Annotated in this window: 18 protein-coding genes and 1 tRNA gene; 8 read left to right on the plus strand and 11 right to left on the minus strand. The window is 70.1% G+C overall.

Annotation, left to right across the window (positions count from 1 at the left end; all coding sequences use genetic code 11):
* The first annotated feature begins 28 nt into the window (after positions 1-28).
* Positions 29-1,156 carry a uroporphyrinogen-III synthase gene (locus QM728_RS05625; RefSeq protein WP_415031059.1) on the plus strand — a complete coding sequence of 376 codons (1,128 nt, stop codon included), beginning with the start codon at positions 29-31 and terminating at the stop codon, positions 1,154-1,156.
* A gap of 25 nt (positions 1,157-1,181) precedes the next feature.
* On the opposite strand, the gene QM728_RS05630 is transcribed toward QM728_RS05625, so the two are convergent.
* The 5 genes from QM728_RS05630 to QM728_RS05650 form a co-directional block, all read right to left on the minus strand.
* The gene (locus tag QM728_RS05630; RefSeq protein ID WP_415031060.1) at positions 1,182-1,883 is read right to left on the minus strand and encodes a sirohydrochlorin chelatase; all 702 of its coding nucleotides are present in this window, start codon (positions 1,881-1,883) and stop codon (positions 1,182-1,184) included.
* On the minus strand, positions 1,883-2,302 hold the full coding sequence (gene nirD, locus QM728_RS05635) for a nitrite reductase small subunit NirD (RefSeq protein ID WP_415031061.1): 420 nt from the start codon (positions 2,300-2,302) through the stop codon (positions 1,883-1,885). The genes QM728_RS05630 and nirD overlap by 1 nt, the downstream gene beginning before the upstream one ends.
* Positions 2,299-4,851, minus strand: coding sequence for a nitrite reductase large subunit NirB (gene nirB, locus QM728_RS05640; RefSeq protein ID WP_415031062.1), 2,553 nt, complete (start codon positions 4,849-4,851; stop codon positions 2,299-2,301). The genes nirD and nirB overlap by 4 nt, the downstream gene beginning before the upstream one ends.
* Positions 4,852-5,023: 172 nt before the next feature.
* On the minus strand, positions 5,024-5,890 hold the full coding sequence (locus QM728_RS05645; RefSeq protein WP_415031063.1) for a type IV toxin-antitoxin system AbiEi family antitoxin domain-containing protein: 867 nt from the start codon (positions 5,888-5,890) through the stop codon (positions 5,024-5,026).
* Positions 5,891-5,993: 103 nt separating this feature from the next.
* Positions 5,994-6,067: transfer RNA gene (locus QM728_RS05650), tRNA-Arg, on the minus strand.
* A 69-nt stretch (positions 6,068-6,136) separates the two neighbouring features.
* On the opposite strand from QM728_RS05650, the gene QM728_RS05655 reads away from it, so the two are divergent.
* Both QM728_RS05655 and QM728_RS05660 read left to right on the plus strand, forming a co-directional pair.
* Complete coding sequence (locus QM728_RS05655) at positions 6,137-8,140, plus strand: cytochrome c oxidase assembly protein (RefSeq protein WP_415031064.1); 2,004 nt, start codon at positions 6,137-6,139, stop codon at positions 8,138-8,140.
* A gap of 109 nt (positions 8,141-8,249) precedes the next feature.
* The gene (locus QM728_RS05660) at positions 8,250-8,756 is read left to right on the plus strand and encodes a single-stranded DNA-binding protein (RefSeq protein ID WP_415031065.1); all 507 of its coding nucleotides are present in this window, start codon (positions 8,250-8,252) and stop codon (positions 8,754-8,756) included.
* A gap of 3 nt (positions 8,757-8,759) precedes the next feature.
* Here the strand turns inward: QM728_RS05660 and QM728_RS05665 are convergent, their stop codons facing one another.
* Complete coding sequence (locus QM728_RS05665; protein ID WP_415032840.1) at positions 8,760-9,578, minus strand: oxygenase MpaB family protein; 819 nt, start codon at positions 9,576-9,578, stop codon at positions 8,760-8,762.
* 289 nt (positions 9,579-9,867) lie between these two features.
* On the minus strand, positions 9,868-10,434 hold the full coding sequence (locus tag QM728_RS05670; RefSeq protein ID WP_415031066.1) for a hypothetical protein: 567 nt from the start codon (positions 10,432-10,434) through the stop codon (positions 9,868-9,870).
* A gap of 149 nt (positions 10,435-10,583) precedes the next feature.
* On the opposite strand from QM728_RS05670, the gene ettA reads away from it, so the two are divergent.
* The 4 genes from ettA (at position 10,584) to QM728_RS05690 (ending at position 18,076) form a co-directional block, all read left to right on the plus strand.
* Entirely contained in the window at positions 10,584-12,257 is a 1,674-nt protein-coding gene (gene ettA / locus QM728_RS05675; RefSeq protein ID WP_415031067.1) for an energy-dependent translational throttle protein EttA, read from the plus strand.
* Between the two features lie 48 nt (positions 12,258-12,305).
* Entirely contained in the window at positions 12,306-16,862 is a 4,557-nt protein-coding gene (locus QM728_RS05680) for an NAD-glutamate dehydrogenase (protein WP_415031068.1), read from the plus strand.
* Positions 16,863-16,941: 79 nt separating this feature from the next.
* On the plus strand, positions 16,942-17,391 hold the full coding sequence (locus QM728_RS05685; protein WP_415031069.1) for an acyl-CoA thioesterase: 450 nt from the start codon (positions 16,942-16,944) through the stop codon (positions 17,389-17,391).
* A 1-nt stretch (position 17,392) separates the two neighbouring features.
* A complete protein-coding gene (locus QM728_RS05690; RefSeq protein WP_415031070.1) occupies positions 17,393-18,076 on the plus strand; it encodes a hypothetical protein in 684 nt (227 codons plus the stop codon).
* A gap of 7 nt (positions 18,077-18,083) precedes the next feature.
* On the opposite strand, the gene QM728_RS05695 is transcribed toward QM728_RS05690, so the two are convergent.
* Both QM728_RS05695 and QM728_RS05700 read right to left on the minus strand, forming a co-directional pair.
* Positions 18,084-19,757 carry a glycoside hydrolase family 13 protein gene (locus QM728_RS05695; RefSeq protein WP_415031071.1) on the minus strand — a complete coding sequence of 558 codons (1,674 nt, stop codon included), beginning with the start codon at positions 19,755-19,757 and terminating at the stop codon, positions 18,084-18,086.
* 22 nt (positions 19,758-19,779) lie between these two features.
* Positions 19,780-20,163 carry a globin gene (locus QM728_RS05700; RefSeq protein WP_415031072.1) on the minus strand — a complete coding sequence of 128 codons (384 nt, stop codon included), beginning with the start codon at positions 20,161-20,163 and terminating at the stop codon, positions 19,780-19,782.
* 121 nt (positions 20,164-20,284) lie between these two features.
* On the opposite strand from QM728_RS05700, the gene QM728_RS05705 reads away from it, so the two are divergent.
* Entirely contained in the window at positions 20,285-20,806 is a 522-nt protein-coding gene (locus QM728_RS05705; RefSeq protein WP_415031073.1) for an HNH endonuclease, read from the plus strand.
* On the opposite strand, the gene QM728_RS05710 is transcribed toward QM728_RS05705, so the two are convergent.
* The gene (locus QM728_RS05710; RefSeq protein ID WP_415031074.1) at positions 20,803-21,735 is read right to left on the minus strand and encodes an alpha/beta hydrolase; all 933 of its coding nucleotides are present in this window, start codon (positions 21,733-21,735) and stop codon (positions 20,803-20,805) included. The genes QM728_RS05705 and QM728_RS05710 overlap by 4 nt on opposite strands.
* Positions 21,732-23,111 (minus strand): flavin-containing monooxygenase, encoded by a 1,380-nt coding sequence (locus QM728_RS05715; protein WP_415031075.1) that lies wholly within the window; start codon positions 23,109-23,111, stop codon positions 21,732-21,734. Before QM728_RS05715 ends, QM728_RS05710 begins: the two co-directional genes overlap by 4 nt.
* Positions 23,112-23,116: the final 5 nt, after the last annotated feature.

The following is a 23,116-nucleotide window of genomic DNA, read 5'->3' on the forward strand; positions in this document are numbered from 1 at the left end:
CGCAACACCGCCTCGGGAGAGTGGAGCCATGACCGCATCGACGACGCAAGGGACCGGTTTGACCGGTTTCACCGTCGCGATCACCGCTGCCCGCCGTGCCGACGAATTCGCGATGCTGCTCCAGCGCCGCGGGGCGCAGACGCTGAGCGCACCGGCGATGTCGATCATCCCGCTGGCCGACGACGTCGCACTGCGCGCGGCCACCGACGACGTCCTCGCCACCGCCCCCGACCTGCTCATCGCCACGACCGGCATCGGCTTCCGCGGGTGGGTCGAGGCGGCCGACGAGTGGGGTCTCGCCCCGGCGTTGATGGAGCAGTTGGGCAAGACGCGGGTGATCTCCCGCGGCCCGAAGGCCACCGGCGCGTTGCGCGCGGCCGGGTTGCGCGAGGAGTGGTCGCCGGAATCGGAGTCGACCGTCGAAGTCCTCGAGCACCTGCCCAAGGACCTGACCGGCCAGCGTGTCGCGGTCCAACTCCACGGCGCCACCGAAGACTGGGACCCGAACCCCGGCTTCCTCGCCGAACTCCGCCGCCGCGGTGCGACGGTCATCGGGGTGCCCGTCTACCGGTGGACCGGGCCGGCGGATCAGGCCAGGTTCGACGCCCTGCTCGCCGAGATCGCGGCGGCACGCGTCGACGCGGTCGCCCTCACGTCGGCGCCCGCCGTCGCCGCGATGCTCGAGCGGGCCAAGGAGCTCGGCAGTCACGGCGACCTCGTAGACGCCCTGCGCGGACCGGTCATCTGCTACTGCGTCGGACCGGTGACCGCCGGGCCGCTCGACAGCGCCGGGGTGCCCAGCATCGCCCCCGAACGCATGCGGCTCGGTGCGCTGGCCCGGTTGATCGGCGACGATCTGCCCCGCCGCCGCCCCGAGCTGTCCATCGCGGGACACCGGGTCGGGGTGCGGGCCGGCGACGTCGTCGTCGACGGCGAGGTCCGCGACGTGTCGCCGTCGGGCCTGGCCCTGATGCACGCGCTGGCCACCCGGCCCGGGGAGGTGGTGACCCGCGGCGACCTGCTGCGCGTGCTGCCGGTGGCCGGTGCTGACGCCCACGCTGTGGAGGTGGCCATCGGACGGCTCCGCTCGGCACTCGGGCCCCGCGAACTCATCGCGACGGTGGTCAAGCGCGGCTACCGGCTCGCCGTCGACTGACGCGCCGATCCTCGGGTACTTCCGGCTACGCGGCCAGGACGGTGCGGGCCGACTCGGCCCGACGGCACGCCAGGTCGACGACCGCCGGGTGCAGGCCCAGCGGGTCCGCGACGACATCGGCACCGGTGTCATGCAGGCGGCGCGCGAACAGTCCGTCGGCCAGCAGGTAGGACGCGACGGCGACGCGGGCACCCGGGCGCTGGTTCCGGACCCTGCCAACGACCTCGGACACCGGCGGATGACCCGAGCCGTCGGCCGCGGGCAGGACGAAGCCGATCTCCACCGGAGCGCCCAGCCGCGCGGACAGCAGCCGGCCCATCGCCGCGACGTCGGCCTGCGCTTGGCGGTCGCGCGACCCGGCCGCGGCGAGCACCACCGCATCGCCGGGCCGCGCGCCCGCGGCGACCAGCCGGGCGGTCATCGCCTCGGCCAGCGCCGGATCCGGACCGAGCGCTTCGCTCACTACCGTGCGGCGCGGCGCCCGGTCCAGGTAGTCGGGGAGGTCGGTGCGCACGTGATAGCCGCTGGCCAGGAAGGCGGGCACGACGCGCACGGTGTCGGTGCCGCCGATGCCGTCGAGGGCGGCGGCGGGATCGGGGCCGAGGACGTCGACGAACCCGACGCGGACCTCGTCGTCGAGCCGGCGGGACATGGCGTGGGCCAGGTCGCCGATCATCGCGACGCCGTGGGTGTTGCGGGTGCCGTGGGCGACGAGCAGCGTGGTCATCACGCGCTCCGCGGCGATCGGGTGAAGCCGTCGGGCCGGTAGCCGAAGCGGACCTCGGGCGAGTTGGCGACGAAGACGGTTCCGTCGAGGCCGATGCGGGTGTCGTACACCGGGATGCGGACGCCGTCGACGTCGAGGCAGCGGCCGTCGATCAGGCTGAACGCCTGCTTCTTCAGGGGCGACTGGACGATGGGGAAGCCGCCGCGGTCGCCGACGATGCCGCGCGACATCACCGCGGCGCGGCCGATCGGATCGATGTTGCCGATGGCCCGGATGCTGTCGTCGGCCAGGCGGAACAGGGCCACCTGGGCGTCGTCGGGCAGGAGCACCGCCACGCCGCGCAACGGCTCCAGGCGAGCGAGCGGGCAGGCCGCGGTCCAGTCGCGGGTCCAGCGGTGCAGGTCGAAGTTCAGGCTCATCGGGCGCTCTCCTTCTCGGTGGCGGGCATCGGGGGAGTGCCGAGCAGGACCGGCACCTTGCGGCCGCCCCGCTCGCCGAAGCTGACCGTCGGATCCGGGGTGTCGGGAGCGTTGACGAAGGACACGAAGCGCGAGAGCTTGTCCGGATCGTCGAGGACGCCCTTCCACTCGCACTCGTAGCCGTCGACGTGGCGGGCCATGTCGGCCTCGAAGTCGGCGGCCAGGCCCAGCGCGTCGTCGACGACGACCTCCCGGATGCGGTCCAGTCCGCCGTCGATCTCCTCGATCCAGGCGGCGGTGCGCTGGAGGCGGTCGGCGGTGCGGATGTAGTACACGAGGAAGCGGTCGACGTAGCGGACCAGCGTGTCGGTGTCGAGGTCGCCGGCGAGCAGCTGCGCGTGGCGCGGGGTCATGCCGCCGTTGCCGCCGACGTAGAGGTTCCAGCCCTTGTCGGTGGCGATGACGCCGACGTCCTTGCCGCGCGCCTCGGCACACTCGCGGGCACAGCCGGAGACGCCCATCTTGATCTTGTGCGGCGACCGCAGGCCGCGGTAGCGCAGCTCGAGGTCGATGGCGAGCTGGACCGAGTCCTGCTGGCCGTAGCGGCACCAGTCCGACCCGACGCAGCTCTTCACCGTGCGCAACGACTTGCCGTACGCCTGCCCCGACTCCATGCCGCCGTCGACGAGTCGGCGCCAGATCTCGGGCAGCTGGTCGACGGTCGCGCCGAACATGTCGATGCGTTGGCCGCCGGTCACCTTGGTGTAGAGGCCGAAGTCGCGGGCGATCTCGCCGATCAGGATGAGTTGCTCCGGCGTGATGTCGCCGCCGGGGACGCGCGGCACGACCGAGTAGGTGCCGTTGCGCTGGATGTTGGCGAGGAAGTGGTCGTTGCTGTCCTGCAGCGACGCCTGCTCGCCGTCGAGGATGTGGTCCGAGCTGGTCGACGCGAGGATCGACGCGACGGTCGGCTTGCAGATGTCGCAGCCGGTGCCGCTGCCGAAGCGCTCGATCAGCCCGGAGAAGGTGCGGATGCCGCTGGCCTGGACCAGTTCGAACAGCTCGGCGCGCGAGGTGTCGAAGTGCTCGCACAACGCGCTGCTCTGCTCGACGCCGGAGTCGGCGAGGACCTGGGACAGCAGCGGGACGCAGGAGCCGCAGGCGGTGCCGGCGCCGGTGCGCTTCTTCAGGTCCGCGACCGTGCAGGCGCCGTCGGTGATGGCCGAGCAGAGCGTGCCCTTGCTGACGTCGTTGCAGGAACAGATCTGGGCGTCGTCGCCGAGCGCGCCGACCCCGATCGCGGACGCGCCGTCGGTGGCGGGGGAGATCAGGCTGACCGGGTCGCCGGGCAGGGTTTGGCCGACGAGCGGTCGCAGCAGGCCGTACGCGCTGGCGTCGCCGACGAGGATGCCGCCGAGGAGGGTCTGCGCGTCGTCGGAGAGGACGAGCTTGGCGTAGGTGCCGTTGATGGGGTCGCTGACCACGACGTTGAGCGCGCCGTCGGTCGTGCCGTGAGCGTCGCCGAAGCTGGCGACGTCGACACCGAGGAGTTTGAGCTTCGTCGATAGGTCGGCGCCGGGGAATCGGGCGTCGCCGGAGAGGAGTCGGTCGGCGACCACCTCGGCGGTCGCGTAGCCCGGTCCGACGAGGCCGTAGCAGGTGCCCTCGATCGCGGCGACCTCGCCGATGGCAAAGATCGACGGGTCGGAGGTGGCGCAGCCGAGGTCGGTGACGATGCCGCCGCGCTTGGCGATGTCCAGGCCGGCGTCGCGGCCCAGCTCGTCGCGCGGCCGGACACCGGCGGCGAACACGAGTAGCGCGGCGTCGACGACGGTGTCCTCGCCGAGCGTCACTCGCAGTCCGCCGCCGGCGGCCGTCTCGATGTTCGACGTGCCGACCCCCAGCGTCACGTCGATCCCGAGCTCGCCCACCATGCGGGCAAGATGTTCCCCGCCCGCCTCGTCGACCTGGGCCGGCATGAGGCGGGGGTTGTATTCGACGACGTGCGGGCGCAGGCCCAGTTGACGCAGCGCGTTGGCCGCCTCCAGACCGAGCAGGCCGCCGCCGACCACGATGCCGACCGCGTCGGGGTTCTGGGCCAGCGCGGCGTCGGCGTCGGCCCGGATGGCGTCCAGGTCGTCGAGGGTGCGGTAGACGTGGCAGTTGTCCGCGTCGTGGCCGGGCACCGGCGGCACGAAGGCGTAGGAGCCGGTGGCCAGCACCAGGGCGTCGTAGTCGAGGGACGCGCCGTCGGCGAGGGTGACCGTCTTGGCGTCGCGGTCGATGGCGGTGACGGCGGTGCCCAGGCGCAGGTCGACCTGCGGGTCGTCGGCGTACTCGTTGCCCGCCAGCGCGAGTTGCGCACGATCCCATGCGCCGACGTACGAGCTCAGGCCGACGCGGTCGTAGGCGGCGTCGGCCTCTTCGCCGAGGATGACGATGCGCCAGTGGTTGTCGGCGTCACGGGTGCGCAGCGCCTCGACGAAACGGTGGCCCACCATGCCGTGGCCGACGACGACCACGGTCTGGGGTGCGGGGGCGGCTGCCACTGGATCCTCCTGTGCTCGATGGCTGATGAGCACCAAGGTAGGAACCGCGTGTTGCGCGACCTTGCCAGTTCTGTTTCGCGTCTGTGTGGATAAACGCACACGGCGACAGGTGGGGTTGTGAGAGGAATTCCTTGCGGTTCGGTTCGGTAACCGGACACAACTGCAAGCGAGATCAGGCCGCAACCCTCAGTGCGCTGCGGATCTGGCCGACGATCTGGTCTGGTCGATCCACCACATCGCCCCAGGTGAAGTTGAGGACCGTCCACCCTGCCGCGATCAACGCGTTGCGCCGTGTGCGGTCGCGCTGGAAAGTTGCCGCGTCGCGGTGGAAGGCGAAGCCGTCGAACTCGACGGCGAGCATCGCGTCGGGGAAGGCGAAGTCGATGGTGTATCCGGCTGCGCGGAAGTTGGCTATCCAGCCGGTCACGCCCGATCGCCGGAAGAGGTGCACCGCGCGCCGCTCCATTTCCGACCGTGCGCCGCTGCCGAGGAGGGCGAGGTATTTGTTAACACGTGCGATCCCGGGCCGCCCCGGATAGCGGCCGTTCGCCGCGACCAGTGCGGGAAGGGTGACCGAGCGCCGCAGGAGTGCGCGGTCGAGGATGCCTATGCCGACCTCGAGGGATGCGTCGAGCACGGTCAATTCCGGTTTGGTGAGAGCCAGTCCGCGATAGATCGTCGTGTCGGACGGGGCGAGGGTGCGGTGGACGACCCTGGTCGTCGATGTCGTTCGCCGATGCTCACCGTTGTGAGCTGTGAGCACGAGGTGTCGACGCGGTGCTTCGTCGAGGAGGCCGAGCCACCACGCAGCAGCGGCACCGCCGAGCACGGCGCCGGGGCCGACGGAGTGCACGGCGAGTCGAGCCTGGGCCGCGTCGCCCCGAGGGTGTCCTGCCGCGAGGTACACGCCCCGTGCGACCGGATGCCATTGTCCCGAGCCGATCCGTCGGGTGATCGCCGATTGCGAGAGCCCGTGCTCGACTGCTTGCCGTCTGGTGATCACGCCGTCGTGGCGGGCCAGGAACTCGTTCAGATCCATACGTCTAGGACGCAGAATCGGGCGCGGTGGTTCCAGGGGAGAGCTTCGATTGCGTTTTGGTTCGGTAACCGGTCTGAACTGCAACAGATCCGCGAAGTCTCGGTGCCCCCGGCAGGAATCGAACCTGCGACCCGCAGATTAGAAGGCTGCTGCTCTATCCAACTGAGCTACGGAGGCCGGACCCGAGGGTCGCAGCGAGTATATCCAGCGCGAAGCGCCTTTCCCGCGCTCATTACGCTGGGGGGCATGACAGCCCGGGACGAGATGGACGACCGCAGTGCTGCCGTCCGCGTCCTCGGCGCGGTCCTCGCGGCGATCGCCGGGGGAACGGCCGTCGCGGTGTTCGCGCCGTCGGCGCCCAATGCGCGCGACCTCCTCGGTCTTTCCGATCCGGGCGCCCTCACGACGTTCGGCGTTCCGGCGGTCACCGCGATCGGGTACGTGGCGGTGTCCCTGGCCGTCGGATCGGCCCTGTTCGCCGCCTTCTTCGTGCCGCCGCAGGCCGACCGGGTCCTCGACATCGGCGGGTACCGCGCGATGCGCTGGGCCGGACGGCTCTTCGCGGTGTGGGTGGTGTGCGCGGTCGCGATGATCGGGCTGTCGGTGTCGGACCAATCCGGCAAGTCGGTGGCCGCCCTGTTCTCCTCGGGCGAATTCTGGAAGGGCTACGGCTCGGTCGCCGACGCCCGCACCTGGACCGTCACCGCGGCGTTCGCGCTACTGGCAATGCTGTTCGCGCGCTTCGGCATGCACTGGGGGTACACCTTCGGCGCGCTGGGCTTCGGCATCGCATCGCTCATGCCGCTGGCCCTGGCCGGACACTCGGCCGCCGGCGGCAACCACGACCTCGCCGCCAACAGCCTGATCCTGCACATCGTCGCGGCGGTCGCCTGGCTCGGCGGCCTGTTCGCCGTCGTCACCTATGCGCTCGCGGCCGGCAAGTGGCGGGTCCTCGCCGTGCGACGGTTCTCGCGCGCCGCGTTCTGGCTGATCCTCGTCGTGGCGGTGTCGGGCGTCATCAACGCGGCGGTGCGCGTCGGCTTCGGCGACTTGTTCTCCAGTGCTTACGGTCGGATCGTCGTCGCGAAGGTCATGGCGCTGCTCATTCTGGGCGCCCTGGGTGCGTGGCACCGGCGGCAGACGATCGTGTCGCTGGAAACCGAACCGGACCCACCGCGCTCTCTCTTCGTCCGCTTCGGCATCGTCGAACTGATCGTCTTCGCCGTGACCTACGGCATCGCCGTGGCCCTGTCGAAGACTCCGCCGCCCGCGGGATCGATCAACCCGAAGATCACGCCGATGGAGGAGACCCTCGGCTACCGTCTCGACGGCCCGCCGACGCTGGCCCGGTTGTTGTTCGACTGGCGTTTCGACCTCATCTTCGGCACTGCGGCGATCGTCCTCGGCGTCGTCTATCTGCGCGGCGTGTACCGCCTGCGCAAGCGGGGTGACGAGTGGCCGATCGGGCGGACCGTCGCGTGGGTCGCCGGGTGTGCGATCCTGCTGCTCGCGACCTCGTCGGGCTTCGGCCGCTACGCCCCGGCGATGTTCTCGATCCACATGATCAACCACATGACGCTGTCGATGCTGGTGCCGGTGCTGCTCGTCCTCGGCGGCCCGGTGACGCTGGCGCTGCGCGCGCTGCCGGTGGCCGGGCGCGGCAATCCGCCCGGCCCGCGCGAGTGGATCCAGTACGGCGTGAGCAGCCCGGTCGCGAAGGTGCTGGGCCACCCCGCCGTCACCGTCGTCATGTTCGTCGGCAGCTTCTACGTCCTCTACCTCGGCGGGCTGTTCGACGTCATCGTCAAGTACCACGCGGCGCACCTGCTGATGAACGTCCACTTCCTGCTGTCGGGCTACCTCTTCTACTGGACCGTGATCGGCGTCGACCACGCTCCGTACAAGCTCCGACCCATCGCCAAACTGGGCGTCGTGTGGTCGACGATCCCGTTGCACGCCTTCTTCGGCGTCGCCCTGATGATGACGTCGGGGATCATCGCCGAGACGTACTACAAGAGCCTGATGCTCCCGTGGCGGATCGACCTCGCCAGCGACCAACGCGTCGGCGGCGGCATCGCCTGGGCGGCCGGCGAGATTCCGCTCGCGCTGGTGATGGTCGCGCTGGTCATCCAGTGGAACCGCGAGGACGACAAGGACGCGCGGCGCTACGACCGCAACGCCGAGCGCGACGACGATGCCGAGCTGCGCGAGTACAACGAGATGCTCGCGCAGCTGGGCCGCGACAACTAGTTCTCCACAACCCGGTCGTTATCCCCAGACGGGCGCCGTCGCGGGCCCGATCCGTCGGTCCCGTGCGCGATGGTGGACGCACCACTGAAATCGGCTGGGGGAGGCCACCATGTTTGAAACACACCTGACCGTCGTCGGGACCGTCATCACCGACCCGCTCGTGCGCAAGACCGGCAGCGGCGACGTCGTCTCGTTCCGCGTCGCGAGCAACTCGCGCAAGTTCGACGCGGAGAAGAACGAATGGAACAACGACAAGGTGCTCTACCTCGGGGTGTCGTGCTGGCGAAAGCTCGCCGCCGGGGTGGCCGCCTCGGTGCAGAAGGGCAACCCGATCATCGTCAGCGGCACCGTCCGCACCAACGAGTACACGGTCGGCGACGAGAAGCGCTCGTCGCTGGAGATGGACGCCAAGGCGGTCGGACTGGACCTGAGTCGCTGCATCGTGAAGTTCTGCGGCTATCCGCGCCGGGACGAGGACGGGCACGTCGACGAGCAGGACTCGGCCGCGCCCGTCGAGGATGCGGCCCCGACGGAGGCGGTCGGCGAGATCGAGGCGATCGAGGTCGACGACGAGATCAACGGCGTGGCGGCTCGCGAGGAGGCGCCCGCCTTCTGACGCCTACTCGTCGGGATCGTGCCGAGCCGGCGGGATGAGCTGGTACCTGTGCGGGCGCATGCCGGCGCGCAGGTTCGCTGCCGTGGCGAACGCTTTGAGGGCGCTCCGGTCGGCCGCGGTCACCTCGACGTCGAGGAGCTGCGCGGCGCGGGGGTGCAGCATCGCGCGGATCGCGGGCGCCGGCACCTTCCGGGGGTACCAGGTCGGCGGGTGCAGCACCTCGTTGCGCAGCTTCGCGGCGTCGGGGGTCATGGCGAGGTTCGTGGCGAGGTAGTCGTCGAAGTAGTCGACAAAGGCGTCGTAGGTCGTCGGCTGGGCGCGGTCGGAGATGTCGTACTTCTCGTCGTACCAGAGGCAGCACTGCCGGTAGAGCTCTTCCTTGTCGGCCCGGTCGAGCCCGCCGTGGAAGATGTCGATCGAGTGGAAGAGGGTGTCGACGTAGGTCGCGTGCTGGAAGTAGAACAGCTCGGGGTTGAGCGAGTGGTAGCGCTCGCCGCTCGAAGTCCACGCCCTTGACGTGGGCGTGCGCGGTGCGGATGACCGACGTGAGGTCGCGGTTGGTGTAGACCATGTAGACCATCTGGCCCACCGCCCGACTCTTGTGCGCCCACAGCCCGCCGTGGACGTGCTGCACGAGGCTCGCGGCGTTGGCCGGCTGAAGGATCTGCAACGACAGCGCGCGGGGCAGCGTGTAGGCGAAGCGGCGGTCGCCGAGGTAGCGGTAGACCAGCGGCATGGAGAACCGTCGACGACTGTCGGCGTCGGGCGAGCGGGTCGGTGCGGCCATATCCCGAGGGTAATTCTGGGAACAACTGTTGTCAGTTATTTCGGGTCGGGCGGGAGCAGATCGGGACCAACGACCCAAGACCGGCGCCGCATCCCTTGAGGCCCTGGTCACAGCGCAGTACGCTGGGAGTTGTCCAATTCAACAGACATTCTGGTCGCAACCGAGGTCCGCTATGCGGAGAGCAACCGACCCGTACGAGTACTGGTTTCCCGGATTCCCGAATTCACCGCGCCGACGTCGACGTCGCCAGGACGATGACAAGCGCGACAACTGCACCACCCAGCCCTGCGGCCCCAACCCGCCGCCGCTCTGGCCGCCGCGCGGTTAGTCGCGGTCGCCGGCCTGGTTGAACCGGCCCCACGGGCCCGAGTGCCGCGTGGCGTGCGGGAGGTCTGGCGGCAGGGTGGCGCCCTGCGGGTTGTAGACCCACCCCCAGTCGTCGAGGATGCCGCCGGTCCAGAGCGCGCAGACGCCGTCGGGGAACTTCTCGACGCGGTCGACGCGCACCGTGCGGTACCACCGCCCGGCCTGCTGCGGGTCACACGTCTGCGCCAAAGTGGTCAGCTCCCCGCGCGAGAACGCGAAGCTGGCACGCTGCGGGGCCTTGAGGAGCGCCAGGCCGAGGGCCAGCAGGACGAGTAGCGCGGCGACGCCGAGCCGCTTCCAGGTGCGCGGTTTGATGATGCCGATCGCGGTGAGGATCAGCATCACGGCAAGGATGACGCCCAGGACCAGCAGTCCTGCGAACGACCACATCGGTTTGAGCAACTCCGCGGCGACGAACACCGCGATGAGCAAGCACGCCACCAGCAGCAGCGTCGTCGTGATGGCGGAGCCGATCCGACGCAGCAGGGAGCGCTTCGGGGCCGGGGCTGCGGTGTCCTTCGCCATGCCCTGCAATCTAGCCTGCGACGGCCGATGTGGCAGTTCCCGACGCGGCCGATACGATTGGTGATCATGCGGGTTCCCCGTCGCGGCACGCGGCCGGCGCGAACCCGAAACCGCATCCGCGCAAACCCCCAGCTGAAAGGCGCCCCGTCGTGGCCGAGTTCATTTACACCATGAAGAACGTGCGCAAGGCGCACGGTGACAAGGTCATCCTCGACAACGTCACCATGTCGTTCTACCCGGGCGCCAAGATCGGCGTCGTGGGCCCCAACGGCGCCGGCAAGTCGTCGATCCTCAAGATCATGGCGGGCCTGGACCAGCCGTCGAACGGAGAGGCCTTCCTCGACCCCGACGCCACCGTCGGCATCCTGCTGCAGGAGCCGCCCCTCAACGAGGACAAGACGGTCAAGGAGAACGTCGAGGAGGGCATGGGCGACGTCATGACGAAGCTCAAGCGCTACAACGAGGTCGCCGAGCTCATGGCCACCGACTACTCCGACGAACTGATGGAGGAGATGGGCAAGCTGCAGGAGGACCTCGACGCCGCCGACGCGTGGGACCTCGACAGCCAGCTCGAGCAGGCCATGGACGCCCTGCGCTGCCCGCCCGGCGACTCGCCGGTCACCCACCTGTCCGGTGGTGAGCGACGCCGCGTCGCGCTGTGCAAGCTGCTGTTGTCCAAGCCCGACCTGCTGCTGCTCGACGAGCCCACCAACCACCTCGACGCCGAGTCGGTGCTGTGGCTCGAGCAGTTCCTGGCCAACTACCCGGGCGCCGTGCTCGCCGTGACGCACGACCGCTACTTCCTCGACCACGTCGCGCAGTGGATCTGCGAGGTCGACCGCGGCAAGCTGCACCCCTACGAGGGCAACTACTCGACCTACCTGGAGAAGAAGGCCGAGCGCCTGGAGGTCCAGGGCAAGAAGGACCAGAAGCTGCAGAAGCGCCTCAAGGAGGAGCTCGCGTGGGTCCGATCGGGCGCCAAGGCCCGGCAGACCAAGAACAAGGCGCGCCTGGCCCGCTACGAGGAGATGGCGGCCGAGGCCGAGAAGCAGCGCAAGCTCGACTTCGAGGAGATTCAGATCCCGACGCCGCCGCGCCTGGGCGACATCGTCGTCGAGGTCGACAACCTCGACAAGGGCTTCGACGGCCGCGTGCTGATCAAGGACCTGAGCTTCACGCTGCCGCGCAACGGCATCGTCGGCGTCATCGGCCCCAACGGTGTCGGCAAGACGACGCTGTTCAAGACCATCGTCGGGCTCGAGGAGCCGGACTCGGGCACGGTCAAGGTCGGCGAGACGGTCAAGCTGTCCTACGTCGACCAGGACCGCGCCAACATCGACCCGAAGAAGTCGGTGTGGGAGGTCGTCTCCGACGGTCTCGACTACATCGAGGTCGGCCAGAACGAGATGCCGTCGCGCGCCTACGTCAGCGCCTTCGGCTTCAAGGGCGCCGACCAGCAGAAGCCGTCGGAGGTGCTCTCCGGCGGAGAGCGCAACCGCCTGAACCTCGCATTGACCCTGAAAGAGGGCGGCAACCTGATCCTGCTCGACGAGCCGACCAACGACCTCGACGTCGAGACCCTGTCGTCGCTGGAGAACGCGCTCGAGCAGTTCCCCGGCTGTGCCGTGGTCATCTCGCACGACCGCTGGTTCCTCGACCGCACCTGTACCCACATCCTCGCGTGGGAGGGCAACGTCGAAGAGGGCAAGTGGTTCTGGTTCGAGGGCAACTTCGAGGCCTACGAGGCGAACAAGGTCGAGCGCCTCGGCGCCGAGGCCGCCCGCCCGCACCGCGTCACGCACCGCAAGCTCACCCGCGACTGAGCGCGCGGCGACCAGCTTTCCCGCTGTCGGGCAACTAGCATCGGCAGTGTGACCACGTCGAGGGCGCAATCCTCGCAGGCCGGCTCGCAGTTGCGGGCCGCCGGGGCGATGGTCGACGGCTCGGCGCTCACCGACCTCCTCGACGCCGGTCAGCGACGCATCGACGACGCCCCCGTCGTCCGCGTCACGCGCACCGCCGGGCACACCCGGGTCCTCGTCGTCACCGACGACATGCCGATGATCGTCGAGGCGGTGCTCGCCACCGTCGGTGCCGCCGGATTGCGCGTCGAGGCCGTCGACCATCCCGTCGTGTCCGCCCGGCGCGACGATGACGGCGACCTCGTAGATCTCGGGCCGCGCAGCGGCGTCGGCGACGAGTCGTGGATCTGCCTGCGCGCCCGCAGCGGTGTCGAAACCGCCGGGGCCGACGACGAGCTGGCCGCCGCGCTCGAACAGTCGCTGGCGGGTGTGGCCGCCATTCACGCCGACGACCGGGCGATGCGCGACGCGCTGACCCGGGCCGCCGACGACTGCGCCGACGCCGAGGACGCGGCGCTGCTGCGCTGGCTCGCCGACGGCAACTTCACACCCCTGGGCGAAGCGGGTGACGACGTGCGGCGCGGGCTGTGCCGAACCGCTGGGCGTGCCCAGTTTTCCGCCGAGCGTGCCCAGAATCTCGACGACCGTGCCCGGCTCGCACGCACGTACCTCCCGACGGGTGTGGTGCGCACCGACTATCCCATCGTCCTCGACCTCCCCGGTGGCGCGCGTTTCGTCGGCCTGCTGAACACCGCCGCGCTGAGCCAGTCGGTCTTCGACATCCCCGTCGTGCGCCGCACCGTCGCCGCGGTATTCGACGGAGCCGAGGTCGACCTCGAGTCCTTCGTCGGCGCGGAGATGGTGGCCGACCTGCAGGCCTATCCGCTCGCCGAACTGTTCGCCACCGCCACCGATGAACTCGAACGACGACTGCAAGCGCTCACCACGTCGTCCGCGACGGCGCTGCACGCGTTCGTCCGGGTCGACGCCGTCGCGCAGACGGCGGCCGCCCTCGTCTACCTGCCGCGCGAGCGCTACAACACGACCACCCGCCTGCGGCTGCAGGAGATGATCGCCGACGAGCTCGGCGGTTCCGGCGTCGAGTACACCGGGCACGTCGGCGACGGCCCGTACGCGCTGCTGCACGTGCTGTTGCACGTGGACGGGGATGTCGAAGCCGCCGCGTACACCACGGGTGCGCCGGCGCAGCGGAACCTGCAGCGACGACTCGCCGCACTCATCGAGACCTGGGACGAGCAGTTGGCCGCGCGGCTGCCCGCCGATGCGGGCGACGAGCAGACGGCGGCACTGCTCGGGTTCGCCGCGTCGGTGTCGCCCGTCTACCAGGAGGTGCGCGATCCGGCGCGCGCCTACGACGACCTGCTCCAACTGCAGTCCATGGCGCCGGGCGACGTGGCGGTCACCGCGCCCGACGCGCGCACCGTCGTGCTCTACCTCTGCGACGACTCGGCCGACCTCACCGACCTCCTGCCCATCTTCGACAGTCTCGGCGTGCGGGTCTCCGAGGAGAAGGCGCTGCGGATCGACCGGCCCGACGGGGTGGTGTGCTGGGCCTACGACTTCGCCGTCGTCCTCCCGCCTGTCGACGCCGACGACCCCGACCGCGGCAGCCGGCTCATCGACGCCTTCGCCGCGATGTGGCGGGGCGACGCCGAGCTCGATCCGTTCAACAAGCTCGTCCTCGGCGCTGGATTGACCTGGCGCGAGGTCGCGATCCTGCGCGCCTATCACCGCTACCTGCGCCAATGCGGCTTCGCCTATCGCGGCGCGTACGTCGCCGACGTCCTCGCGCAGTACCCGTCGGTGACGAGGGCGCTGCTCGACCTGTTCGCGGCGACCTTCGACCCCGACCTCGTCGACGACGATCGTCGTGCGGCCGCTGCGACGCGCCTGGACGCCGCTGCCGCCGAGGTGCTGAGCCTGGACGCCGACCGCGTCCTGTCGACGTTGCGCTCGGCCCTGCGCGCCACGCTGCGCACCAACGCGTACGTGACCGACCACCGCACGACCGCCCCGCGCGCGCTGGTGTTCAAACTTGCCCCGCAACAGATCCCGCTGGTGCCCGCGCCCAGGCCGAGGTTCGAGCTGTTCGTGCACTCGCCGCGCGTCGAAGGAGTCCACCTGCGCTTCGGGACCGTCGCGCGCGGCGGGCTGCGCTGGTCGGACCGGCGCGAGGACTACCGCACCGAGATCCTCGGGCTGGCGAAGGCGCAGTCGGTGAAGAACGCGGTCATCGTGCCGCTCGGCGCGAAGGGCGGCTTCGTCGTCAAGGGCGTGCGCGACCCCGACCGCGACACCGTCGTGGCGCGCTATCGCGAGTTCATCGCCGCGCTGCTCGACGTCACCGACAACGTCGATGCGACCACCGGCGACGTCGTCACCCCCACCGGGGTCGTGCGGCGCGACGGCGACGACCCGTACCTCGTCGTCGCCGCGGACAAGGGCACCGCCTCCTTCTCCGACGAGGCGAACGCGGTCGCCGCCGACTACGGATTCTGGCTCGGCGACGCCTTCGCCTCGGGCGGGTCGATCGGCTACGACCACAAGGCGATGGGCATCACCGCTCGGGGCGCGTGGATCTCGGTGCGCCGCCACTTCGCCGAGCTCGGGATCGATCCGCAGACGCAGGACATCACGGTCGTCGGCATCGGCGACATGAGCGGCGACGTCTTCGGCAACGGCATGCTCTGCAGCGACCACATCCGGCTGATCGGCGCGTTCGATCACCGGCACATCTTCCTCGACCCCGATCCCGACGCGGCCGCGTCCTTCGCCGAGCGCCGGCGGATGTTCGGCCTGCCCCGCTCGTCATGGGCGGACTACGACGAGTCGAAGATCAGCGCGGGCGGCGGCGTCCACCGCCGTGACCGCAAGTCGATCCCGCTCAACCCGCAGGTCCGGGCGGTGCTCGGGATCGACGACGACGTCGAGGAGATGTCGCCGCCGGAGCTGATCCGGGCGATGTTGCAGGCGCCGGCCGACCTGCTGTGGAACGGCGGCATCGGCACCTACGTCAAGGCGTCGACGCAGACGAACGCCGACGTCGGCGACAAAGCCAACGACGGGGTGCGCGTCGACGCCAACCGCTTGCGGGCGACCGTCGTCGGGGAGGGCGGCAACCTCGGCGTCACCGAACAGGGCCGCATCGAGGCCGACCTGCACGGCGTCGCGATCAACACCGACGCGCTCGACAACTCGGCCGGCGTCGACTGCTCCGACCACGAGGTCAACCTCAAAATCCTGCTGCAGGCGGCGATCGCCTCCGGCGCGCTGCCGCCAGGAGACCGACCGGCGCTACTCGCGTCGCTCACCGACGACGTCGCCGCGGCCGTCCTGGCCGACAACGTCGCGCAGAACAACGAGCTCGGTTTCGAGCGCACGCACGCCGCGCGCTATGTCGACACCCACGAGCGGATGCTGGCCGACCTGGCCGACCGGCGCAAGGTCGACCTCGCCCTTGAAGGGCTGCCGACGTCGGCGCGGCTCGCGGAGCGCTACGCGTCGACGGCGGCGGCCGGCCGGCCGCGCGCGTTGACCTCGCCGGAGCTCGCGACGCTGATGGCGCACGTGAAGCTCGGACTCAAGGCCGATCTCCTCGAGTCCGACCTGCCGGAGAACGACCTGTTCACTGCGCGCCTGCGGGACTACTTCCCGCCGCGGGTCGTCGAGCGATTCCCCGACGAGCTCGCCGGGCACCGGCTGCGCCGGGAGATCATCGCCACCGGCGTCGTCAACGACGTCGTCGACCAGGGCGGGCTCTCCCACGTCTTCCGGCTCGGCGAGGGTAGCGGGGTCACCAGCACCGACGCGGTGCGCGCCTTCGTCGTCGTCGCCGAGGTCTACGACCTCCTGCCGCTGTGGGAACGGGTCGCGGCGGCGGCGGTGGCCACCGACGTCATCGACGACATGCTCTACTACTCGCGCCGACTGCTGTTCCGCGCATCGCGCTGGTTCCTCTCGGTGCGCCCGCAACCCCTCGCCATGGCGGCCGAGGTCATCCGCTATCGCGACCGCGTCGCGGAGCTGCGGGGCCGGATGTACGGCTGGCTCGGTGCCGCCTCGCGTCACGACGTCGACGAGCGGATCGCGGGGCTGACCGCCGCCGGTGTGGACCGCGACCTCGCCGAGCGCGTCGCCATGAGCCTGCACAGCTACGCCCTCCTGGACATCATCGACGTCGCCGAGATCACCGACCGCGACGTCGACGAGGTCGGGACGATGTACTGGACGCTGTGCGAGCGGCTCACCGTCGAGCAGCTGTTGACCGCGGTCACCCACCTCGTCGCCCACGACCGGTGGCAGGTGCAGGCCCGCCTGGCCATCCGCGACGACCTGCACGGCGTCCTGCGCACCCTCACCCAGACGGTGATCGCGCAGGCCGACCCCGGCGAGACGCCCGACGCGCAGATCGCCGACTGGGAGCTGCGCAACGCGCCGCGCCTCGCGCGGGTCCGCCAGACGATCACCCAGGTCCGCGACTCCGGCGAGCCCGGCTTCGAATCGCTTTCCGTGGCAGCGCGGGCCCTGCGCAGCATCGCGTTCTGACGGGCACCTTTCTCGATCCGCACCACCCCGTGGACAATGGGCGGCGGAACGATTGAATCTATGGCGAGAGGCGCGTGTGATGGAGATTCCCGACGACGGAGTGCGGACCGACCGCGGCTATGTGGTCAAGGTGCCGGTGCGCTGGTCGGACATGGACGTCTTCCAACACATCAACCATGCACGGATGGTGACGCTCATCGAAGAGGCGCGCATCCCATGGCTGTTCTACGACGAGCGCCCGACGGCCCCGCTGCGCGAGGGCTGTGTCGTCGTCGAGATGAACTTCAAGTACCAGCAGCAGCTGCGCCACGACCAGTCGCCGATCGAGGTGACCATGTTCATCGAGAAGCTGCGCTCGGTCGACTTCTTCGTCGGCTACGAGGTCCGCGCGGCCGGCGCCGACCCCGACTCGAAGCCCGCCGTCGTGGCGTCGACGCACCTGGCCTCCTTCGACATCGAGACCCAGCGCCCGCGCCGCATGACCGACGCGGAAAAGGACTACCTGCGCGAGTTCCTGCGCGAGGCCTGAGATGGGCGATCGACAGCTCGTCCTCGCCTCGGCGGCCGACGCGTCTGACGTCACGGCCTTCACCGGGCGGCTCCTGCGCCTGGACGAGGCGGCGGTGATCCGGCTGCAGCAGCGCGACGACGGCCTCGTCGGCCTGTGGGGCACCACCGGCTTCGATGTGCTCGCCACGCGCGCGGTCTTTGGCACGCTCACCCCGGCCGACGTCGTCTGTGACGCCCGCGTGCTCAACACTGCGGCGGCCGGCGGCGACCTGACCATCGACCCCGGCTTCGCCCTCGACAGCGCCTGGCGCGGCGCCCTGCCGCCGCAGCAGGGCTATCGGCATGTCGACGACGTGCCGCTGCGGACCATCGTCGACCTCGCCCAGCGCGGCGCGGCCCTGGCCAAGGAACCCGTCGGCGGCGGGCACGGGCCGGTGACCTCCCTGCTCGACCAGGTCGTCCTGGAGGTCTCCGGCGGCGGCGTCGACGCCGGCATCGCGCTGCGCTCGCTGTTCGCGCTCACCGGCATGGGGTTCGCCCGCGACCGCAACGGCAGGGCGATCGGCGAATCGGCGAACCTCGACGACATCGCCGACGACGAGCCGGTGCGCGTGCGCGCCAGTGGGACGTGGATCCGCCTCGACGCACGCTACGGCTCGGTCTACCAGCGGCGCGGCGACCAGTTCGCCGTCACCGTGCTCTGACGCTCATCTAGCGCTGGGCGACCAGCCAGGCGGCGGAATTCGCGGCGAGGTGACCGTCGACGAGGGGTTTGCTGACCAACAGGACGTCGCCGGGCGGCAGCGCGATCGAGTGGTCGGCGGCGTTGAGGACGCACACGAGGTGCCCCGCCGTCCGGCGGAAGGCCAGACAGCCGGCCGGTGCGCCGTACCACTCGATCCCGTCGCCGCGGAACTCGTCGCGCTGGTACCGGAGCTCGATCGCGGCCCGGTACAGCGCGAGCGTCGAATAGACGTCTTCCAGCTGCTTCTCGACGGTGAGCGCGGCCCAGTCCGTCGGCATCGGCAGCCAGGTGTGCGGGTTGGTGCTGAACCCGAACGGGGGAGCGACGCCCGCCCAGGGAAGCGGGACGCGGCAGCCGTCGCGGCCGCGGGCGGTGCGGCCGGAGCGCTCCCACACCGGGTCCTGCAGCGCCTCGTCGGGCAGGTCGACGTTCGGCAGGCCGAGCTCGGCGCCGTTGTAGATGAACGCGGTGCCGGGCAGCGCCAACTCGACGAGGAGCATCGCGCGGGCACGGTCGACGCCGATCGCCCGGCCGGTCGGGGAGTCGTCCGGCGCGTAGCGGGTCGCCTCGCGGTAGACGTCGTGGTTCGACAGCGCCCAGGTCGGCGGGGCACCGACCGCCGCGACGGCGGCGAGCGAGTTGTCGATCGCGCCGCGGATCTCGCCGACGTCGAAGGCGGCCATCGCTAGACGGAAGTTGAAGCCCAGGTGCAGCTCGTCGGGGCGCAGGTACGCGGCGAACTGGCTGTTGTCGTCGACCCAGATCTCGCCGACGGTGAACGCGCCCGGGTACTGGTCGACGACGGCCCGGATGCGCCGGTGGATGGGGTGGACCTGCGGGTTGTTGAACCGCGGGTCGGAGTCGGTGTGCTTGAGGACCTGCGCGGCGGACAGGTCCATGTCGGGCAGACCGGGCGCCTTGGCGAGCCCGTGCGCGACGTCGATGCGGAAGCCGTCGATGCCGCGGTCGAGCCAGAAGCGCAGCGTCTGCTCCAGATCGGCGACGACCTCCGGGTTCTCGAAGTTCAGATCGGGCTGCTCCGGGGCGAACAGGTGCAGGTACCACTGGCCGTCGGGGACGCGGGTCCACGCGGGTCCGCCGAAGACGCTGACCCAGTTGTTGGGCGGCAGCGAGCCGTCGGGGCCGCGGCCGTCGCGGAAGTAGTAGCGGGCGCGCTCCGGGCTGCCCGGCGGCGAGGCCAGCGCGGCGCCGAACCACGGGTGCTCGACGCTCGTATGGTTGGGCACCAGGTCCATGGCGACGCGGATCTCGCGGGCGTGGGCCTGCGCGACGAGCTCGTCGAGGGTGGCGAGGTCGCCGAAGAGTGGATCGATGGCGCGCGGATCGGCGACGTCGTAGCCGTGGTCGGCCATCGGCGAGCGCATCACCGGGGACAGCCAGATGGCGTCGACGCCGAGCAGTTCCAGGTGGCCGATCTTCTCGATGATGCCGCCGAGGTCGCCGACGCCGTCGCCGTTGGAGTCGGCGAAGGACCGCGGATAGACCTGGTAGACCACGGCGCTGCGCCACCAGGTGGTGTCGCTCGGGTCCAGTTGGGTATTGGTGCTGCGCGGCACGGGTGCGGCGGTCGTGGCGGCGCGGCGCGTCGCGGACGGCACGATGTTGGGGGTCTGACTCATGGCGGCGGGGTCCACTTTCGGTCTACAGCGGCGCGTTGACCAACGAATTGGCCGCCATGTTCATGTAATCCAGCAACGCCGTACGGTGCTCGTCGTCGAGGACGTCCGCCGGGACTTCGGCGATGGCCGTCTCCATGCAGCGTAGCCACGCATCCCGTTCGAGGGGCCCGATGTGGTACGGCACGTGGCGCATCCGCAGCCGGGGGTGGCCCCGCTCGTCGGAGTAGGTGTGCGGGCCGCCCCAGTACTGCTCGAGGAACATCCGCAGTCGGCGCTGCGCCGGGCCCAGGTCTTCCTCGGGGTACATCGGGCGGAGGATCTCGTCGCGCGCGACCTCCTCGTAGAACCGCTGGGTGATCGCCGCGAAGGTGGCATGGCCACCGACCTCGTCGTAGAAACTGGGCACGCCTCCATTGTCCACATCTTCCGGGCCGCCGTCGGAGCGGGCCGCAGAGCTGCGACGACACGGGGAGATTGACAGCAGAATTGAAGTGCGCAACCGCCGAGTCCGTGGTTTTCTTGATGCTGTGATCTCAGTCTCATGGCAGCGTCAGCGCGTTCTGCTGCTGAATGCCACCTATGAGCCGCTCACCGTCGTGTCGACGAGGCGGGCCATCGTGCTCACCATCACCGGGCGGGCCGAGACGGTCCACGTCGACGAGGCGCACGCGATCGCGCACTCCGAGCAGCTCGCGGTGCCGGTGCCGTCGGTGATCCGGCTGCGCCACTTCGTGCGCGTCCCGTACCGGGCGCAGATCCCGATGACGCGCGCCGCGCTGATGCGCCGCGACGCCAACCGCTGCGTGTACTGCGGCTCGAAGGCGACGACGATCGATCACGTCGTGCCGCGCAGCCGCGGCGGTCTGAACACGTGGGACAACTGCGTGGCCTGCTGCGCGCCGTGCAACCGGCGCAAGGCCGACCGCCTGCTGCACGAGCTGGGGTGGACGCTGCACCGCGAGCCGACGGCTCCGAAGGGCCGCCACTGGCGGCTGCTGGCCACCGTCTCGGACATCGACCCGATCTGGGAGCAGTACCTGGCGGCTTAAACCTCGACGTGCCGCTTGAGGAACTCGATCTGGTGCTGCGCGCACTTGTCGAACCAGTTGTTGCCGGCAACGCCCTGGAAGACGTCGAAGTGGTCGCACGGGTAGTGGCGGACCTCGGCGCGCGCGTTGAAGGCGGCCTTGGCGGCGGCCTGCGGGGGAGCGCCCTGGTCGAGGTCGGCGATCTGGACGAGCATCGGCGCGGTGATCTTCTTCGCGTACTTGCCCGGGCGGTGCGTGGCGATCTCGGTGCCGATGGTCGCGTCGATCTCGTTGCGCCACGACGGTCCGGCCAGCTCGGTGTAGGCCTCGTAGTAGCCGGGCGCGGTGAGCGTGGCCAATTCGCCGGGCTTGCCGACGATGGCGACGGTCGCCGGCGCCTTGCCCATGCGCTGGCGGATCGAGCTGCGCCACCCCGTCGTCGTGGTCTTCACCAGACTCGACGGCGTGTGCAGCGGAAGCGCGTGCTTGGCGGCGGCCAGCCCGCTCACCAGTGGCACCACCGCGATGATCGCGGCGACGTCGGTGCGCGAGGCGCCGACCTCGAAGACGTGTCCGCCGGAGTTGGAGACGCCCCAGAGGATGATCTTCGACGGGTCGACGCCGGGTTGGCGGGCCGCTGCCGCGCACGCGGCGTGGTAGTCGCCGACCTGGCTGCGCATCGACACCCGCTGGCGCGGCTCGCCCCCGGACTTGCCGAAGCCGCGGTAGTCGAAGGCGAAGACGGCGTAACCGGCGTCGCGCAGCGCCCGCGCGTACGGTTCGAGGCCGGCGTCCATGGTGCCGCCGAGGCCGTGGCCCATCACGACGACGGGCGCCGGCGCGGTGCCGGGCGCGGGATAGAACCACGCGGCGCACTTGTCGCCGCCGCTGGTGAAGGTGACGTCGACGCGCTCGTCGCCCTTCTTGGCGCGGGTCTTGGCGGGGCTCATGCGCTGGCACCCACCTTCTTGTCGGTCGTGGCATCGCCCACGCCGGCCCAGGTCACCGGGCCCTGCTCGCGGGCGCGTTTGAGGCCCTCGGGGAGTTCCTTGGTGCGCATGTTGTGCTCGTACAGGAAGTAGTCGAGCTGCTGGGTGTGCCGCGGACGGTCGAGCATGTGGCCGGTGTAGAGCTCCATGTCCTCCTTGATCACGCGGTGCATGTCCTCGACCGACGGCGGGCGGTAGTTGCCGACCGCGTACGCGCCGATCAGGCGCGCCTGTGACTCGACGAACGGGAACAGCGTCGGCGTCGCCTGGGCGAAGCCGTGGAACAGCAGGTCGTCGATGCCGGGGTAGATGATGCGCTTGTAGAGGTCGATGACGTTGCCGGGCGCACTGATGAAGTCCTCGTCGAAGAACGGGAAGGTGATGTTGTAGCCGGTCGCGTAGATAATGATGTCGAACTCGCCGGAGGTGCCGTCCTCGAAGTGGACGGTGTCGCCGTCGAGCCTGGTGATGTTCGGCTTGGGGATGACGTCGCCGGAGCCGAGGCGCAGCGGCAGTTCCAGCGACTGCGTCGGGTGGGCCTCGAAGAACTTGTGGTTGGGCGTCGGCAGGCCGAAGTCCTCCGGTCGCCCCACCATCGGGATCATCATCTGCAGCACCTTGCGCTGCCACTTGAGCGGGATGTGCGGCGACGTCCGGTAGAACTTGTCGGCCGGCGTCGAGCCGTAGTACTTGGGCACGATCCAGGCGCCCGAGCGGGTGGAGAGCGTCAGCTTGTTCTGCAGCGACTTCGACGACAGCTCGACGGCGATGTCGGCCGCGCTGTTGCCCAGGCCGACGACGAGGATCCGTTTGCCGGTGAAGTCGTGCGGCGTCTTGATGTCGACATAGTGGTGCGCGTGCATCTCGATGCCGTCGAACGTGCCGGGGAAGTCGGGGTAGCGCGGGTCCCAGTGATGGCCGTTGGCGACGACGAGCAGATCGAACCGTCGCTTGCCGGTCTTCTCGGTGTCGAGCTCCCAACCGCCGCCGGGTAGGCGCTGCGCGTGGAGCACCCGGTTCTGGAACTCGATGTTGTCCTTGAGGGAGAACGCGTCGCAGTAGGACTCGAGGTATTCCTTGACCTCCGTGTGGTGCGGGAAGTCGGGGTACTCCTCGGGCATCGGGAAGTCCTTGAAGGACAGCTGGTGCTTGGAGGTGTCGATGTGCAGCGAGCGGTAGGCGCTGGAGTGGCCGTTCGGGTTCTCGAAGGCCCAGTTGCCGCCGATCCGGTCTGACGCCTCGAACACGGTGTGCTCGACGTCGTAGTCGGACAGCATCTTCGACGACGTCAGGCCGCTGATCCCAGCGCCGATCACCGCCACGGTGGGTTTGGTCATGCGGC

Origin of the sequence: Gordonia sp. (in: high G+C Gram-positive bacteria) (assembly GCF_047602025.1) — a bacterium.
GTDB lineage: Bacteria > Actinomycetota > Actinomycetes > Mycobacteriales > Mycobacteriaceae > Gordonia.

Excerpts from the sequence above, each read along its gene's own strand:
- QM728_RS05670 (WP_415031066.1), bottom strand. The coding sequence starts at position 10,434 with ATGGCGAAGGACACCGCAGCCCCGGCCCCGAAGCGCTCCCTGCTGCGT.
- QM728_RS05660 (WP_415031065.1), top strand. The coding sequence starts at position 8,250 with ATGTTTGAAACACACCTGACCGTCGTCGGGACCGTCATCACCGACCCG.
- QM728_RS05655 (WP_415031064.1), top strand. The coding sequence starts at position 6,137 with ATGACAGCCCGGGACGAGATGGACGACCGCAGTGCTGCCGTCCGCGTC.
- QM728_RS05685 (WP_415031069.1), top strand. The coding sequence starts at position 16,942 with ATGGAGATTCCCGACGACGGAGTGCGGACCGACCGCGGCTATGTGGTC.
- QM728_RS05715 (WP_415031075.1), bottom strand. The coding sequence starts at position 23,111 with ATGACCAAACCCACCGTGGCGGTGATCGGCGCTGGGATCAGCGGCCTG.
- QM728_RS05710 (WP_415031074.1), bottom strand. The coding sequence starts at position 21,735 with ATGAGCCCCGCCAAGACCCGCGCCAAGAAGGGCGACGAGCGCGTCGAC.
- QM728_RS05630 (WP_415031060.1), bottom strand. The coding sequence starts at position 1,883 with ATGACCACGCTGCTCGTCGCCCACGGCACCCGCAACACCCACGGCGTC.
- QM728_RS05645 (WP_415031063.1), bottom strand. The coding sequence starts at position 5,890 with ATGGATCTGAACGAGTTCCTGGCCCGCCACGACGGCGTGATCACCAGA.
- QM728_RS05625 (WP_415031059.1), top strand. The coding sequence starts at position 29 with ATGACCGCATCGACGACGCAAGGGACCGGTTTGACCGGTTTCACCGTC.
- QM728_RS05690 (WP_415031070.1), top strand. The coding sequence starts at position 17,393 with ATGGGCGATCGACAGCTCGTCCTCGCCTCGGCGGCCGACGCGTCTGAC.
- nirD (WP_415031061.1), bottom strand. The coding sequence starts at position 2,302 with ATGAGCCTGAACTTCGACCTGCACCGCTGGACCCGCGACTGGACCGCG.
- QM728_RS05695 (WP_415031071.1), bottom strand. The coding sequence starts at position 19,757 with ATGAGTCAGACCCCCAACATCGTGCCGTCCGCGACGCGCCGCGCCGCC.